We start from the raw sequence: 16,490 nt of genomic DNA on the forward strand, positions 1-16,490 counted from the left end.
ATACACTGATCTATGCATCTGATAGCTAATTTCGTATCTTGTGATAGTAGGATTTAGAACAATCCATAGATTTAAGTTTTGAAATGACAGAAAAATCATCCCAACAGTGCATGGCGTAAGCAGATGAAACATCGACCTGATTCATAAAATAATCAAAACCGAGATGAAAGTGATTTTCTTGTCTTGGATCAAGTGGAAGGAAAGCGAGGTCTATATGCATACCTTCTAGTTTCGCTATTTCCGTTTGATAGGCAATGGTAATTTCTTCGTTTTCTTGTTCTGTATTGCCATCCCATGTCCAACAGTTAAGGTCACCAGCATGATAGATTGTTTCTTCGTTGGTTTCTATAATGAAGGCTACACCACAATCAGTGGAATCAAGAGTTCGAATATGGAAGTCATCAATAGTAATATCCATATCTGGCGCTATGAAGTTAATAGAGTCATATAGTACTTCTGTAACGCCTTGTTTTAAGAAATAATTCTTGCTATATTTCTTTTTGATATCATTAGATAGAATATATTGAACATTCGAAACATCAGCAAGTTTAGAAAACAAGGAAAAAGAAAAATGGTCTTCATGAAAATGGCTTGCAAAAGCATATACTGGTTTGCTAGATGATAGCTTAGGAATTTCACCAGTATAGTAATCGAATAATAAATATGCGTTAGCAAGCTCTACAAGGTAACAACTGTGCTTAATATATTGAACACTAATAATCATATAATACCCCCTTAATAGTAAAAAATGTAAACTGTAATGAATATATCACATTATTAAAATTATTACAAATAGTTCTTTTTAAATTGTAAATAACGAAACAAATTGGTATAATACGTCTTATGTAGTAAGAGTAGAATTGATAAATAGATTGGTAGCTTCAAACTAGTATACAAATCGGGATTGTCATTCTACATAGGAGGACTAGAATATGAATACAATTGAATGTATAACAAGTAGAAGAAGCATTAGAAGTTTCAAGAAACAAACAATAGAGAAAGAGGTTATGGATCAAGTAGTGGCAGCAGCTGCATATGCTCCATCTTGGAAAAATACACAGATAACAAGATATATCTTTGTTGAAAGTGAAGAAGGAAAAAGAAAACTATTAGAAACTGTACCAAGTTATAATAAGAAAGCAATTGAAGAAGCTGCAGTAGTTGTAATAGTGACAATAATTGCAAAACGGAGTGGTTTTGAAAGAGATGGAAGTTATTCTACGGTAAAGGGAGATTCTTGGCAAATGTTTGATGCTGGTGTAGCAAGTCAGACACTGTGCTTAGCCGCTCATGAATATGGACTTGGGACTGTCATACAAGGAATCTTTGATTATGATAAGGTTAGAGAAGACTTCCAAATCCCAGAAGAAAAAGAAGTGGTTGCATTGATTCCTATGGGCTATCCATCTGAGAATCCAGATGCACCAAAGAGAAAGATGATTGGAGAGTTGTATACCATCTGTTAGTGTGACGATACGTCGAATTATCTTTGTTAATATTGATACAAAAATGCACCGCCACTTGGATTCGATCCATCAAGTGGCGGTGTTATAATTTGTTTACTCAAACTTCGCACATAGAAATCTCATTAGATAATTGCTAGATTCATAAGAAAAACTACTTAACACGTCAGTACTGGATTGAGCAACGCGAAATCTTAGTACTGCTACGTGTGAAGCTAAGCGAGAGCAGGTTTTTCGTTGAATATAGCAGTTAACTACTCATCGAATTCTTCAAGTGCGGAATATGAGTTTCTTATATTAAATAAAGTCTGTATTTTATTCTTCTTTATCCGTAGGTGCTGGCTCCATGCATACGATTGTTTTTTCAATCTTATGGTCAGCAATAGATAGGACTTGTATGTGTAAGGTATGAGAGTCTAGTTCAAAGGTTGTACCGTCTTCGGGTATAGAGCCATAAGAACCAAAGATAAAGCCGCTGAATGTGTCATAATCTTCAACAGGTAGAGAAATAGAAAGTTCCTTAGCAACTTTATCTAAGGTAGCGCTACCACGAATTTTCCAAGTTGAAGAATCGATTCGCTCAATATCTTGTTCTTGATTGAGTTCAATATCTTCCGTTTCTAAATCACCCACTAATTGTTCTAGTAAGTCGCTCATTGTAACGATACCTACCATACCACCATATTCATCTAAGACTACGGCAAAGTGGTTGCGTGTCTTTTTCATTTGGCGGAAAAGCACATCGGCACAAACCGTCTCTGGAACAAAATAAGCAGGTTTTACTGCATTTTCTAATATATTCTCTTTTGTTTTTGGTTCTAGGCGGAAGTAGTCTTTGGCATTCAGAATACCAATTACGTGGTCAACGGTTTCATCGCAAATCGGGTATAAGGAATGTCTAGTTTCGTGAATGGTTTTGGCCCATTCTTCAACAGATTCTTCAAGCCATAATAAAGATATGTCAGTACGATGCGTGGCGAATTCATCTACCGTTAAATCATCAAATTCAAACACATTCTGAATCATTTCCTTCTCTTCTGGATCAATAACACCTTTTTCACTACCGACATCAACCATCATACGAATCTCTTCTTCACTAACGTTATTCTCTTCCGTATTCGGATCAATACCAAATAAACGTAAGATACCATTGGTAGATACGGTTAAAAACCATACAATTGGAGCAAATAAGTGTGATATGAAAGTAATAAGAGCTGACATAGCAAGTGCTAGGCTCTCGGCCCTCTTCATAGCAATTCGCTTTGGTACTAATTCACCAAACACGAGTGTGAAGTAGGATAGTAATAAGGTAATTAGGATTACAGAGATGGTATCAAGTGTTTTGGCAGGTAAAGAAACTCCAATGTTCACTAGCCAATCAACAAGGGTGTCGGAGAAATTATCTGCTGCGAATGCACTACCTAGGAAACCAGATAAGGTAATTGCAACTTGTATCGTTGCTAGGAAACGTGCGGGTTGACTAGTAAGTCTTGCTAGACGGATAGCACGCTTATCTCCATTAGCGGCCATACTAGCTAATTTATTGTCATTCATAGAAATTATAGCAATTTCAGCGCAGGCGAAGACTGCGTTTAATAAGATCAAGATAATTTGTAAAAGTATTTGCATAATCATTGTATTATTCATTTAACTCACTTTCTTTAGATTCATTTTAGTTTTGTTGCTACGACGTTAGTTATGGGTCAGCATAAGAAAATCACCCTAGGCAAACAAAGAAAAATCGTATTAAAAGAAATTGGTTGTAGTATATCATATGATAATTTGCGTAGAAAAGCACACAAAAAAGCATGCCTACAGTTGCTTATAAAAAAAGTAGGTATGCTACCGTCTATGCATATGTTTTGATGATCCGCGTCACTATCATCACTATCTGATTCGTCCATAGTAATAAAAAGCCTCCTTAATATAGTTATATGTAAATAAATACACATAATTCATTATATCAAAGAAAAATTCATTTATGATAGAATTTATAGAATTTTAACAAAATCTTAACATTAATCTAATTCTGTCATCGATAATTGAGAAAGCGTGAATGAATTTTTTTGGAATGTTAGTAATCCTTGGTCTCGTAATTTACACAATTCGTTTGACATGGCACTTCGGTCAACAGAAAGATAATCTGCTAACTGTTGTCTATTAAATGGAATAGTGAATGTGTTCGAGTGCTGTTTTGTTGCTTGTGCGGATAGGTAGGAGAGCAATTTATCTCTTGTGGAACGTTTACTAATATGGTCGAGTTTTTGTGTGAGTAGGACATTCTTCTGTGCTATAACCATCATTAGATTCTGAATTAATCTAGTATGAAAGCTACAAGCAGAGGTACAAATCGTTATAATCTTCTGAATATCTAGGAATAAGATTGTAGTTGGTTCAGTTGCAACGCAACTAATTGTTAACGATTCTGTTTTCAGGCAAGCATATGCCTCACCAAAGAATTCGCCAGGCATTACTTCTGATAATATGGTATGGTTCCCCCAGTAATCCTCTTTCACAAGATGCACACAACCGGATATTACCAAACCAATCTTGGTAGTGGTGTCACCCATCTGATAGATGTAGCTATCCTTCTTATAGTTTTGCTCTGTAGCAGATAAACATGGTAACAACCCTTCGATTTCATCTGCTCTGATCCCCTCAAATAGTTTAGAAGATGCAATTGTATTAATATATTCTGGTTTTATTGTATTCATAGTATCTCCTTCTACTGATTAGTGATGTGGTGTCAAAGCCCTCTTTATAGTCAGGTTTGCAAATGTGCTAATTGACGAAGGCAAGTTTTTTGGAAGGTTTTTGACACCCGAACCAGTTAATTATTTGTTTTTAAAGCAATAAAATTCATATATAAATTATAGTACAACAATTTTGTTGTAAAAACAACAGAAATTTATGCGCAAGTACAATATAATAACCACATAAGCAAAAAACAACAGATTCAAAATAAAAAGATTCAAAATAAAAGACAAGAGGAGTAGGAGAATAATATGAGTGCATTTTTAGGACCAATACATTACTGGCTATACCGTAAAATAGAGATTCAAAACAACTTAGCGAATGAGCTAGCAAATCGCCTAGGAAAGGATACAGTGGAACCAGCATTACAATCAAACTTTGAAACGTTACCAGAAGGAGATCTTGAAAACTTTATTCAAACAGATAATATTCATGGTTGGTTACAAGAAAAGATTCATTTGGTTGAAAGAAGATTAGCTTTTACAGTAGAACAACTAGTAGAGTCTACTATTACCATGGCGGAAATTAAAGAGGTTGCTTATGAGGTTGGTACCCAGATAACGGACTTGACGGAAGAAACTACCGCAAAAGAAGCATTTGCATTCTTGAATAATACATTGCTTGATGGAATGCCTTGTGATCATGTAAACATGATGAAAGAAGAGGATGACAATCAAGTGGTTTGGATTCGTACCACGAACTTACACGAGAGTTTTTGGTCAGAGAGATCTAGACTTGAGAATTATTATGATTTGGTAAGAGATAGTTTCATTCAGGGGTGTCTAGTTAATACACAATTAGAATATGGGAATGAAGCATATCGTGAATTTGTAATCAAAGCAAAATAGATTTGTTTTCGTTATGTTGTAAAAACAACAGAAATTTATAGTAGTTTTATATATAATAAGCACATAAGTTAGGAATGACGGTAACGTCTAATAAGAAAATAAATAAAATTTATGAATAGAAAGTGGAGGAATTAAGAATGGATAAGAATATGTTCTGTTATCAATGTCAAGAAACAGCGGGAAACACAGGTTGTACCAAAGGTGGTGTTTGTGGCAAAAGCGTAGACTTAGCAAACATGCAAGACTTATTAGTATATGTTACTAAGGGGCTCTCTGAAGTAACTACACGTTTAAGAAAAGAAGGAAAAGAGGTTAGCAAAGAGGTAAATCATTTTATTACTTTAAACCTATTCACTACAATTACCAACGCAAACTTTGACGATGAAATCTTCTATGTAAGAGTAAAAGAAACAATTGCTAAGAAGAACGAGTTAATGGAACAACTAGCGAGCAAAGAAGGTCTATCAGAGGCAGCAGTATGGTCAGGCGATGCCAAAGAAATCTTAAAAGAAAAAGCGGAATCTGATGAAGTTGGTGTATTAGCAACTGAGAATGAGGATATCCGTTCTTTAAGAGAATTAATCACATACGGATTAAAAGGTTTATCAGCATACTCAAAACATGCCAATGCATTAGGATATGATAATGAAGAAATCGATGCATTCATGCAAGAAACATTAGCTAAATTATTAGATGACTCTTTAACAGCAGATGATTTAGTAGCATTAACATTAGAAACTGGTAAATTCGGCGTAGACGGTATGGCATTATTAGACACAGCCAATACAACAACTTACGGAAATCCAGAAATCACAAAAGTTAATATTGGTGTAGGCAAGAACCCTGGTATCCTAGTTTCTGGTCATGATTTATCAGATCTTGAGCAATTATTAATTCAAACAGAAGGAACAGGTGTTGATGTATATACACATTCCGAAATGTTGCCAGCTCACTACTATCCAAGTCTTAAGAAATACAGCCATCTAGTAGGTAACTATGGTAACGCTTGGTGGAAACAAAAAGAAGAATTCGAAAGCTTCAATGGACCAATCTTAATGACTACAAACTGTATCGTACCTCCAAAAGCATCTTATAAAGATAGAATGTTTACAACGGGTGCAGCTGGATATGTAGGTTGCAAACACATCGAAGGAGAGGCTGGAAGCCAGAAAGATTTCTCTGAAATTATTGAATTAGCTAAGACATGTCAAGCTCCTACAGAAATTGAAACAGGTGAAATCGTTGGAGGATTCGCACATGCGCAAGTATTTGCTTTAGCAGATGCGGTAGTTGATGCAGTAAAATCTGGTGCAATTAAGAAATTCGTAGTAATGGCTGGTTGTGACGGTAGAGCAAAATCAAGAAACTATTACACAGATTTCGCAAAAGCACTTCCAAAAGATACAGTCATCTTAACTGCAGGTTGTGCCAAATATAAATACAACAAATTAAATCTAGGGGATATCGGTGGTATTCCAAGAGTTCTTGATGCGGGACAATGTAATGACTCATACTCTTTAGCATTAATCGCACTTAAGTTAAAAGAAGTATTTGGTTTAGCAGATATCAACGAGTTACCAATCATCTACAACATTGCTTGGTATGAACAAAAAGCAGTAATCGTATTATTAAGTTTATTATACCTTGGAGTAAAAGAAATCCACTTAGGACCAACATTACCTGGTTTCCTTTCTCCAAACGTAGCGAAAGTGTTAGTAGATAATTTCGGTATCGCAGGAATCTCTACAGTAGAAGATGATATGGAATTATTCTTCGGGGATGAAGTAAAAGCTGCGTCTACAGAAGAGGTAGTAATCTCAAAAGATATGATCATTGGTGATATCTTAAAGACTAATCCAGATAATGCAAGAGTATTAATGGAAGCAGGAATGCACTGTCTAGGATGTCCATCTTCACAAGCAGAAACATTAGAAGAAGCTTGTATGGTTCATGGACTAGATGTAGAAGCAATATTAAGTAATTTAAAATAATATAAGAGTTTGAGTAATACATTTAAGAAGAGTAATCCTACGTATCATATCCCTAACTGTGTGTAGAAAATGCCGTAGTAAATAAGTTTAATTCCCTTAATTCTCGGATTATACATGCAATAATATATAACATCAAAAGGCAATCTTTCAAGTAGTTTGTGTGTGGATTCACGGATATATAGTATCCATGAATCCACATAAAAACCTTGAAGATTGTCTTTTTATTGCTTCTAGATTCTCATTATAAACGTTAAGATGATGATGGACGCATACGTAAAGCAGTAACTTCAAAAACGAAGTTCAAATGGATGCGCCATCCTATGCATAATAAGTGTGAAATGACAAAGAATAATTATAAAATTCACAAAGTGAGGTTAAGCATGGGAAATAATATGGATTTAAACTATGAAATGTTTTGTTATCAATGTGAACAAACCGCCAATGGAAAAGGTTGTACGAAGATGGGTGTCTGCGGTAAAACTCCAGAGGTAGCAAATCTTCAGGATTTATTAATTTATCAAATCAAAGGAATTAGTTGCTATGGGAAAGAATTGGTAGAACAAGGAGAGCATATTGATAAATCAATTGTTAGTTTTGTTGAGAATGCTTTATTTACTACATTAACAAATGTTAACTTTGATGCAGCAGTTCATGTGGAGCTGTTAAAAGAATCCCAGAGAATCAAAGAAGAAATTGCTAATAAAGTAGGAGAGATTAAAAACAAGACGGCACATGCAACGTATTGCTTGCCAGAATCAAAAACGGAGATGTTAAAAGATGCTCCTTTGGCTGGAATTATGTATGATGGTACCCTAGATCCAGATATTCGTTCACTTCGCCAAACAATCGTATATGGTTTAAAAGGGATTAGTGCTTATGGACACCAAGCTAGGGAGTTAGGTTACTTTAGTGATCAGGTAGATGACTTTTATATCTTAGCTTTAGAAGCGGTTACAGATGATAATCTAACGGTGGAGGATTTGATCAGATGGACAATGCGTACTGGTGAGATGGCTATAGAAGTAATGAAACAGCTAGATGAAGCCAATACAGAAACGTATGATAATCCATGTCCACATAAAGTTAATGTTCATATTAAAAAAGGACCATTTATAATTGTGTCTGGTCATGATTTGAAAGATTTACACATGTTATTAGAACAAACAAAGGACAAAGGCATTAATATCTACACGCATGGTGAGATGATTCCTTGTCATGGATACCCTGAACTGAAGAAATATCCTCATTTGGTGGGGAATTTTGGTGGTGCATGGCAAGATCAACAAAAACAATTTGATAATCTTCCAGGTTGTATTCTAATGACTACGAACTGTTTAATGAAACCAAGGGAATCCTATAAAGACCGCATATATAGCACCAGCGTAGTTGGCTGGGATGGGATAAAACACATTGGTAAAAACGAAGAAGGTGAAAAAGACTTTAGTGAAATTATCAATCAGTCATTGGAATTAGGAGGATTCGAAGAAGACGAAGAACCGCATGAGATTTTAGTTGGTTTTGGACATCATGCGACGCTTAGTTATGCTGATAAGATTGTAGAAGCCGTTAAAAGTGGTCAGCTAAGACACTTTTTCCTAATTGGAGGTTGTGACGGCGCAAGGCCAGGGCGTAACTACTTTACTGAATTTGCTAAAATGGTCCCTCAGGATTGTATTATCTTGACCTTAGCGTGTGGTAAGTATCGATTTAATAAATTAGATTTTGGTGAGGTTGCGGGGTTACCAAGATTATTAGATGTTGGTCAATGTAATGATGTATATTCGGCTATTAAAATTGCAACTGCATTAGCAGATGCGTTTGAGACGGATGTAAACGGTTTACCTCTTTCTTTAATTGTTTCTTGGTATGAGCAAAAGGCAGTCGCAGATTTACTGGCATTATTGTCTCTAGGAATTAAGAGTATTTATCTTGGACCAACGTTACCTGCGTTTTTAAGTCCGAATGTTTTGCAATATCTTGTAGATACCTTTGATCTAAAACAAATCAGTAATGCAGAAGATGACATAAAGTCTTGTTTGAAACAAAACATCTAGTGATAGGATTCATATTCTTTTAAGTGTTAATATATTTGGTATAGAATTCATAAATTTATGTCATTATAATAAATATAAAGTGAAAAATCTATATGCATACTAGCAAAAAGATATAAAATATATGTCGAAATAGAAAAAATATTGTTGACATATGTCAAAACACATGATAAGATGATTGTATCAAATAACAGTTGGATTGTTACTGGTTATGCAGGCTATACCACTTTATGAAACTATTTATATTCATAAGTGCGGTATGGCCTTTTTTTGACGCTAAATAAGGAAGTAAGTAGTGAAGTTGCCATGTAATGAAGTGTTATGGTTTCTTAGCACAAACAAAAGGAAGACAAAGAATTATGAAAGTTGTTAAAGTAATTAACAATAATTTAGTTAGAACTTATGATGAGAATGGTAATGAAGTATTAGCCATGGGTTGTGGACTAGGTTTTAAAAAGAGTTCAGGTGATGAAATTGATTCCAGTCTGATTGAGAAGTTATATACTTGCAATGATAAGGCGAACACCAATCAGTTAGTGAAGATTTTAGAGAAGATTCCATTTGAGCATATTCAAGTTACCAATGAAATAATTAATTTCGCAAGAGCATCCTTAGGGAAAAAGTTAAATGATAACATCTTCATATCTTTAACGGATCATCTTAATTTTGCTATTGACCGACATAAGAATGGGATAGCAATTAGGAATGCGCTACTATGGGAAATTAAGAAGTTCTATAATCATGAATACCTAATTGGAAAAGAAGCTTTGGACATCATCAATCGAAGACTGGGGATTCAATTACCAGAAGATGAAGCTGGTTTCATTGCCCTACATCTGGTTAATGCTTCTATGGATGAGATATCCATGCAAAAGGCCACAGATATGGCGAAGATGATACAACAAATTATTAACATTGTGAAGTATCATTTCAATATGGAATTAGATGAGTATTCCATTCATTATGAGCGTTTTATAACACATGTAAAATTTTTTGCACAACGTGTTTTATCAGGAACAATTATTAAAGATCAAGATGAACAATTCCTAGCTGTATTAAAACAACAATGCAAAGATGAATATGCATGTACGAGGAAGGTGAAAGAATTCATTAAACAAGAATATGGCTGTGATTTAACAGAAGATGAGATGATTTATCTGACGGTGCATATTAAAAGAATTACATCAAAATAAAACGATTAATAGGATTGTTACTTTAAGTAGGCTATACCTAAATTAATCTCGCTAGCACTTAACTAGTAGGATTAGTTTAGGTATTTTTTATTAAAGGAAGGAAGGGTATAGGATATGGACTACAAGAAATTAGGCGAGAGTATAGTAGAACTCATCGGCGGAAAAGATAATGTTGCTTCATTAACACATTGTGCAACAAGACTACGTTTTAATCTAAAAGATGAAGGTAAAGCAAATACACAGGCATTAAAGAATACACCAGGTGTTATGGGGGTTGTTAGCAATGCCGGACAGTATCAAGTAATTATTGGTAGTGATGTAGGTAGTGTATACAAAGAGATTGTAAAGTTAGCAGACTTAGACCAAGGTAGAGAAAACGCTAACGTAGAAGAAGATAAACGATCAAGAGGTGCTAAATTAATTGATACGATTACAGGTATCTTCACACCAATCTTACCAGCGATTACAGCAGCAGGTATGTTAAAGGCGGTACTTGCGATTTTAGTAGCATTTAAATTGATTTCAACAGAATCACAATCGTACCAAGTAATTAACTTCATGGCAGATTCAGCGTTTTATTTCCTGCCAATCTTACTAGCTAATTCAGCTGCGAAGAAGTTTAAGTGTAATGCATATTTGGCAATGATGATTGGTGGAATTTTGTTACATCCAAATTTCGTAACCATGGTAAATACAGCTAAAGAAGCGGGTACTGGTATTAGTGTATTTGGTTTACCAATTTCACTAGCTAGTTATTCATCATCTGTATTACCTATTATTCTAGCAGTATGGTTTATGTCATTAGTTGAACCAATTGCTGATAAGATTTCACCAAAACCAATTAAGTTTTTCTCAAAACCATTAATAACAATAGCAGTTACTGGTGTTATTACATTGGTGGTAATTGGACCAATCGGTTACAACATTAGTGATCTTATTGGAACTGGTATTAAGACAATCGAATCGTATTGTAGTTGGTTAGTTCCAACATTGATTGGTGGTTTAACTCCATTATTTGTTATGACAGGTACACATTATGGTTTAATTCCAATCGGTATTAACAATCGTATGACATTAGGATATGACACAATTATTTATCCAGGTATGTTAGCTTCTAACGTATCTCAAGGTGGTGCAGCCTTAGCTGTAGCATTTAAATCAAAAGAATCAGACATTAAACAATTAGCAATGTCAGCAGGTATCACAGGGGTATGTGGTATTACGGAACCGGCGTTATATGGTGTTAACTTACGCTTTAAGACTCCATTATATGCGTCTATGATTGGTGGTGCAGTTGGTGGTTTGTTCATGGGAATCTTCAAAGTAATGAATTACTCAGGTGGTTCTCCAGGATTCCTAACATTACCAAGCTATATTGGTGGAGATACAATGTCAACATTCTATTTTGCATGTATCGGTGCTGTAATCAGTGTTGTAATTTCATTCATAATAGCATTTGTTTTATATAAAGATCCTGCAACAGAAGGAGCGGCAGTAGCGAAGAAAGAAGACAAGAAAGAAAATAATTCATTCGTAAAAACAAATCATAGCAAAGATGTAGTTTGCGCACCAATTACAGGGGAAGCAATTCCACTGAAAGATGTAAGTGATGAAACCTTCGCGGGGGAAATCCTAGGTAAAGGTATGGCAATCATTCCAACAGAAGGGAAAGTAGTATCACCTGTTAGCGGTACCGTTTCGATGGTATTTGATACAAAACACGCAATTGGACTTGTAAGTGATGATGGAATTGAAATACTAATCCATGTTGGCATTGATACCGTTCGTTTAGAAGGTAAATATTATACAGCACATGTTAAGACTGGTGACCGTGTAGAAGTTGGAACACATCTATTAGATTTTGATATGAAAGGTATTACGAGCCAAGGTTTTGAAGTAGTTACTCCAATTATTATTAGCAATACTACAGATTATACGGAGGTATTAGCAGTAACTGACCGTAAAGTAGCTGCAGGCGAAGAAGTAATTAAAGTTGTAAAGTAAAGATAAGGTAATTTAAAGATACAGATAAAGATAAAAAGAGAAAGACACTATAATAAAAATAGCGTCTTTCCTAAAAAAATTAGATTGAAAAGGAGTGTATAATATATGAGTTTACCAAAAGATTTTTTATGGGGAGGCGCGACAGCAGCAAACCAATGTGAAGGCGGATATCTAGAAGGGAAGAAGGGACTTGGAACTGTAGATGTAATTCCATGGGGAGAACATCGTCGTGCGGTAATGCAAGGTCAACTGCATTATAATGAACTTCCAAAAGATTCATATTTTCCATCTCATGAGGCAATTGATATGTATCACAATTACAAAGAAGATATCAAAATGTTTGCTGAGATGGGATTTAAATGCTACCGTTTCTCATTTGCTTGGTCAAGAATCTTCCCGACAGGGGAAGAAGCGGAACCAAATGAAGAAGGATTGGCTTTCTATGAAGCATTTATTAACGAACTATTAAGATATAATATTGAACCCGTGGTTACAATCTGTCATTTTGATGTACCACTTGCATTAGAGCAAAAATATGGCTCATGGAGAAGTCGTAAAGTAATCGATGCTTATGTAAGATATTGTGATGTAATCTTCAGACGATTCAAAGGTAAAGTTAAGTACTGGATGACATTCAATGAAATCAACATGTTAATGCACCTTCCATTCATGGGAGCAGGAATTATGTTCCGTGAAGGGGAAGATGAAGTACAAGTAAAATACCAAGCAGCACATAACGAATTGGTAGCTTCAGCATTAGCCACAAAGTTGGCTCACGAGATTGATCCGAACAATAAAGTTGGTTGTATGTTAGCAGCTGGTCAATTCTATCCATATTCATGCAATCCTGAAGATGTATTCGCAGCAATGGAGAAGGATAAGGGAAATTATTTCTTTATTGATGTACAATCCAGGGGAGCGTATCCAAATTATGCGAAGAGATTCTTAGAACGTAATCAGATTCTTATCCATATGGAGCCAGAGGATGAGAGAATATTAAGAGAGAATACAGTGGACTATATTGCATTCAGTTACTATACTTCTAGACTTACAAGTGCAAATACTGATGTGGGTGAGAAGACTTCTGGGAATGTAATAGCGGGTATTCGTAATCCTCATCTAAAAGCTAGTGAGTGGGGCTGGCAGATAGATCCATTAGGACTTCGTATTACTATGAATTCTTTATATGATCGTTATCAAAAGCCATTGTTTATTGTTGAGAATGGGCTTGGTGCAGTGGACATATTAACGGAAGATGGGACTGTAGAAGATGATTACCGAATTGCATACTTAGAAGCGCATATTGAAGCTATGACGGAGGCAGTAGAGATTGATGGCGTTGACTTAATGGGTTATACCTCTTGGGGATGCATTGATTTAGTAAGTGCATCAACTGGAGAGATGAAGAAAAGATATGGATTTATCTATGTTGACAAAGACAATGAAGGAAATGGAACGATGAAACGTTACAAGAAGAAATCCTTCGAATGGTATAAGAAGGTAATCAAGAATAATGGTTTGAACTAGTTATGATTGTAGGGTTGTTACACGAAGCGTTATATGTTAGTGTGACAACCCTTTTTGATATATAATGACTATATTTGTATAAGGGATAAACTTTGTAACTTCCAGTAAAACATAATAAGGAGAATAATATATCCTATGAGCACTTTGTATAATGGATACGCATATGCTAAATAGAAAGTTAATATTATGCAAGGAGAAGATATGGATTACTATGTAACATCCTCTTTGGAACTACATTTGTTTTTTGGAAGAATCATGAAAGAACATTCATTTTTCTTAGAAGTTGGTTATACGCAGGCAAATAAAGAGTATATAAAAGAAGCATGTAATTATAAGAAGGCATTTGAAGATTTATTATATGATGCTATTTGCTGTAGTCAAGGAGTAGTAGGAGACACTATTTTTGATTCGGGTGAAGTAATAACGGAGTTTACTTTGGACGCAGAGAGAAAGACTAGTATGTTAACAGGCAGTCAGATTGACGAAAATATTACGATTTTAGAAGGAAAATTAAGGAACAATAATAGGAGGAGGAACAAAGTAGATTGTGATTTAACGGAGATGGTAAGACAAATAAATCAACGATCTTTAGAGCTACTGGCAGGGCTGATCGCATTTAAAGAACTGACATTAGAGAATGTTTTAAATTGTAAAATGTTCACAATGAATTATCCATTATTAATTGAGCACATCATTCGAGAAGCTAAATTATATCAAAGATATATCATGAATCTAGAAGAAGGCAATGCAGCACAGGACGATATGAGAGACGTTGAACTGTTTTGGAATCAAATCATGATGGAGCATGCATTATTTATTCGAGGCTTATTAGATCCTACCGAAAACGAATTGATAGTGACTGCAAACGATTTTGCAAATCGATATGCAATGTTATTATCAGAAGCAATGAATATGACAGATATGACAATCGGCTCTATCACGGATAGGACGCTTTTAGAAACAATGAAATATCGTGATTTTAAGAAGGCAGGAACTGAGGGAATCGAGGAATGTAAGATTCGTAGTTTGATTCTACCATTATTAGCAGACCATGTGTTAAGAGAAGCAAATCATTATATTCGATTATTAGAACAAAAATAAAAGTAAAAGCATTAAAATAATAAAATCAATCTCAAATTATTAATTAACAATGGAGGATATAGGATATATATATTCTTCACTGTCACAACTTTTTGAGATTGATTTTATACATTGCATATAATTGTCTTATTATGAAGGACTTCATGACAGCCCTATTATTCGCTTTTAGTACGTGCTATCGTTGTGTTGTCTTTTTTACGATCTTGTAATGCTTCAATTGGATGAGGAGCTACTTCGAATCGATAGTCTTGTCCTTCCTTAGCAATATATTTTTCTATGATATTGTGGCTAGGTACATCTTCGATAGAATTAATAATGCTGTTTTGGTATCGGAAGAAAATATCATCATCAGGTAGACTTGAAACAGGGACGTAATCTTCTAGCTTACCAGTGAGACGTACTGTTTCTAGTATCTTACGTACATATTCAATGTTAGAACCTAATGAAAGAAGTTTCGGAAACTCACCATTTGGAATTACTTGTTGCCATTCTTTACTTTCATAGGTTTTTAACAGTTCTGCAGCTTTATGAAGGTGAGCAACTTCTTGTTCAAATTGTTGTTCCCATATCTTTTTAATATAAGGATCACATTCTGTTTCAAAACAGGAGTAATATAGATAACATTCTGTATATTCGTGCATTAATAAATTTTCTAACCAGGTGCAATTGGTATCAATCAAACCGCCATATTGTGTAACATGTTCTTCTTCAACAAGTCCAATCTCTTGATATAATCTACGTCCAATCTCTGATGTATAGAAACTACTAACATTCATATAGTAGTTCATAGTTTGTTGTTCAGCAGCAGTTATAATATTAACATGAAGTTTAGTTAAAGGATCAGCAGTTTTGTTATTAATAAATGGTTTTATATTATCACAAGGATAACGATGTTCCGCAATGGTTGGACGAGCGGGCATTATTTCAGTATATTTTCCTACTAACTTATCAGCATAGATGTGGTGCTCCATCTCTAATAAGTTAGCATAACGATATAAGTGATCAAAGTCCTCTAATAAAGCAAAATCAAGAGCTTTTTTAACACAGGGATCTTTTTCTTCTTTTGCTAAGATACTAGTTAAGTCAACTGCCAGTTGCTCGTAGCCAATTGTCGTTTCAAGTATTGTTTCATTTATAGGTTTTAGATTACTAACACGCTTTTGTTGTTGTTGCTCTATATATCTCATTGCAGCAAGTTCTCTTCGGATATCATTATTATTACAATGACGTGAAAATTGATGAGAGAACCAAACAGCCTCAAATTCAGTACCATTCATCAAGATAATACGGGTTTTGGTATAGGGATCCGTTGCATCTTTGTCATAAGAGTTAGGATACAATTCTTTAAAATCAAGGAATGTATCATCAACTTTTTTTGGTTGAAGTTCAAAAGGATTTATTGACATAAGTATAGCCTCCTATTATATTTTTAAGAGTAGTATTCGATTTTAACGCATTATTTATTCGTAAATAGAAAGGAAGTACAACAAATATTACTGATTACGTTGTAAATACAACATATATTTTCGTAAGAATGAGTTATAATAAGGCCATAGTA

Annotated in this window: 12 protein-coding genes; 8 read left to right on the plus strand and 4 right to left on the minus strand. The window is 34.7% G+C overall.

From position 1 onward, the window contains the following. Window positions 1-25: 25 nt before the first annotated feature. Entirely contained in the window at window positions 26-724 is a 699-nt protein-coding gene (locus tag BUB90_RS12180) for an MBL fold metallo-hydrolase (RefSeq protein WP_084139227.1), read from the minus strand. 208 nt (window positions 725-932) lie between these two features. On the opposite strand from BUB90_RS12180, the gene BUB90_RS12185 reads away from it, so the two are divergent. Then, window positions 933-1,466, plus strand: a complete 534-nt coding sequence (locus BUB90_RS12185; RefSeq protein WP_073288079.1) for a nitroreductase family protein — start codon at window positions 933-935, stop codon at window positions 1,464-1,466. A 312-nt stretch (window positions 1,467-1,778) separates the two neighbouring features. On the opposite strand, the gene BUB90_RS12190 is transcribed toward BUB90_RS12185, so the two are convergent. Together BUB90_RS12190 and BUB90_RS12195 are read right to left on the minus strand one after the other, a co-directional pair. Continuing rightward, on the minus strand, window positions 1,779-3,110 hold the full coding sequence (locus tag BUB90_RS12190) for a hemolysin family protein (RefSeq protein WP_073288081.1): 1,332 nt from the start codon (window positions 3,108-3,110) through the stop codon (window positions 1,779-1,781). A 371-nt stretch (window positions 3,111-3,481) separates the two neighbouring features. Beyond that, on the minus strand, window positions 3,482-4,177 hold the full coding sequence (locus BUB90_RS12195) for a Crp/Fnr family transcriptional regulator (protein WP_073288083.1): 696 nt from the start codon (window positions 4,175-4,177) through the stop codon (window positions 3,482-3,484). Between the two features lie 291 nt (window positions 4,178-4,468). Between BUB90_RS12195 and BUB90_RS12200 the strand changes: the two genes are divergently transcribed. From BUB90_RS12200 to BUB90_RS12230, 7 genes are all read left to right on the plus strand, one after another. Then, the gene (locus tag BUB90_RS12200) at window positions 4,469-5,065 is read left to right on the plus strand and encodes a hypothetical protein (protein WP_073288085.1); all 597 of its coding nucleotides are present in this window, start codon (window positions 4,469-4,471) and stop codon (window positions 5,063-5,065) included. A 137-nt stretch (window positions 5,066-5,202) separates the two neighbouring features. Next, window positions 5,203-7,056: a hydroxylamine reductase gene (hcp, locus tag BUB90_RS12205; RefSeq protein ID WP_073288087.1), complete on the plus strand. Its 1,854-nt coding sequence runs from the start codon at window positions 5,203-5,205 to the stop codon at window positions 7,054-7,056. Window positions 7,057-7,436: 380 nt separating this feature from the next. Then, entirely contained in the window at window positions 7,437-9,110 is a 1,674-nt protein-coding gene (hcp, locus tag BUB90_RS12210; RefSeq protein ID WP_073288089.1) for a hydroxylamine reductase, read from the plus strand. Window positions 9,111-9,466: 356 nt separating this feature from the next. Beyond that, complete coding sequence (licT, locus tag BUB90_RS12215) at window positions 9,467-10,300, plus strand: BglG family transcription antiterminator LicT (protein ID WP_073288260.1); 834 nt, start codon at window positions 9,467-9,469, stop codon at window positions 10,298-10,300. Window positions 10,301-10,414: 114 nt separating this feature from the next. Continuing rightward, complete coding sequence (locus tag BUB90_RS12220; RefSeq protein WP_073288091.1) at window positions 10,415-12,304, plus strand: beta-glucoside-specific PTS transporter subunit IIABC; 1,890 nt, start codon at window positions 10,415-10,417, stop codon at window positions 12,302-12,304. A gap of 105 nt (window positions 12,305-12,409) precedes the next feature. Further along, window positions 12,410-13,831 carry a 6-phospho-beta-glucosidase gene (locus tag BUB90_RS12225; protein WP_073288093.1) on the plus strand — a complete coding sequence of 474 codons (1,422 nt, stop codon included), beginning with the start codon at window positions 12,410-12,412 and terminating at the stop codon, window positions 13,829-13,831. A 201-nt stretch (window positions 13,832-14,032) separates the two neighbouring features. Then, window positions 14,033-14,932 carry a DUF2935 domain-containing protein gene (locus tag BUB90_RS12230; RefSeq protein ID WP_084139240.1) on the plus strand — a complete coding sequence of 300 codons (900 nt, stop codon included), beginning with the start codon at window positions 14,033-14,035 and terminating at the stop codon, window positions 14,930-14,932. Between the two features lie 155 nt (window positions 14,933-15,087). Here the strand turns inward: BUB90_RS12230 and BUB90_RS12235 are convergent, their stop codons facing one another. After that, entirely contained in the window at window positions 15,088-16,338 is a 1,251-nt protein-coding gene (locus BUB90_RS12235; protein WP_084139228.1) for a hypothetical protein, read from the minus strand. Window positions 16,339-16,490: the final 152 nt, after the last annotated feature.

The organism is Anaerosporobacter mobilis DSM 15930 (genome assembly GCF_900142955.1).
Taxonomy (GTDB): Bacteria; Bacillota; Clostridia; order Lachnospirales; family Lachnospiraceae; genus Anaerosporobacter; species Anaerosporobacter mobilis.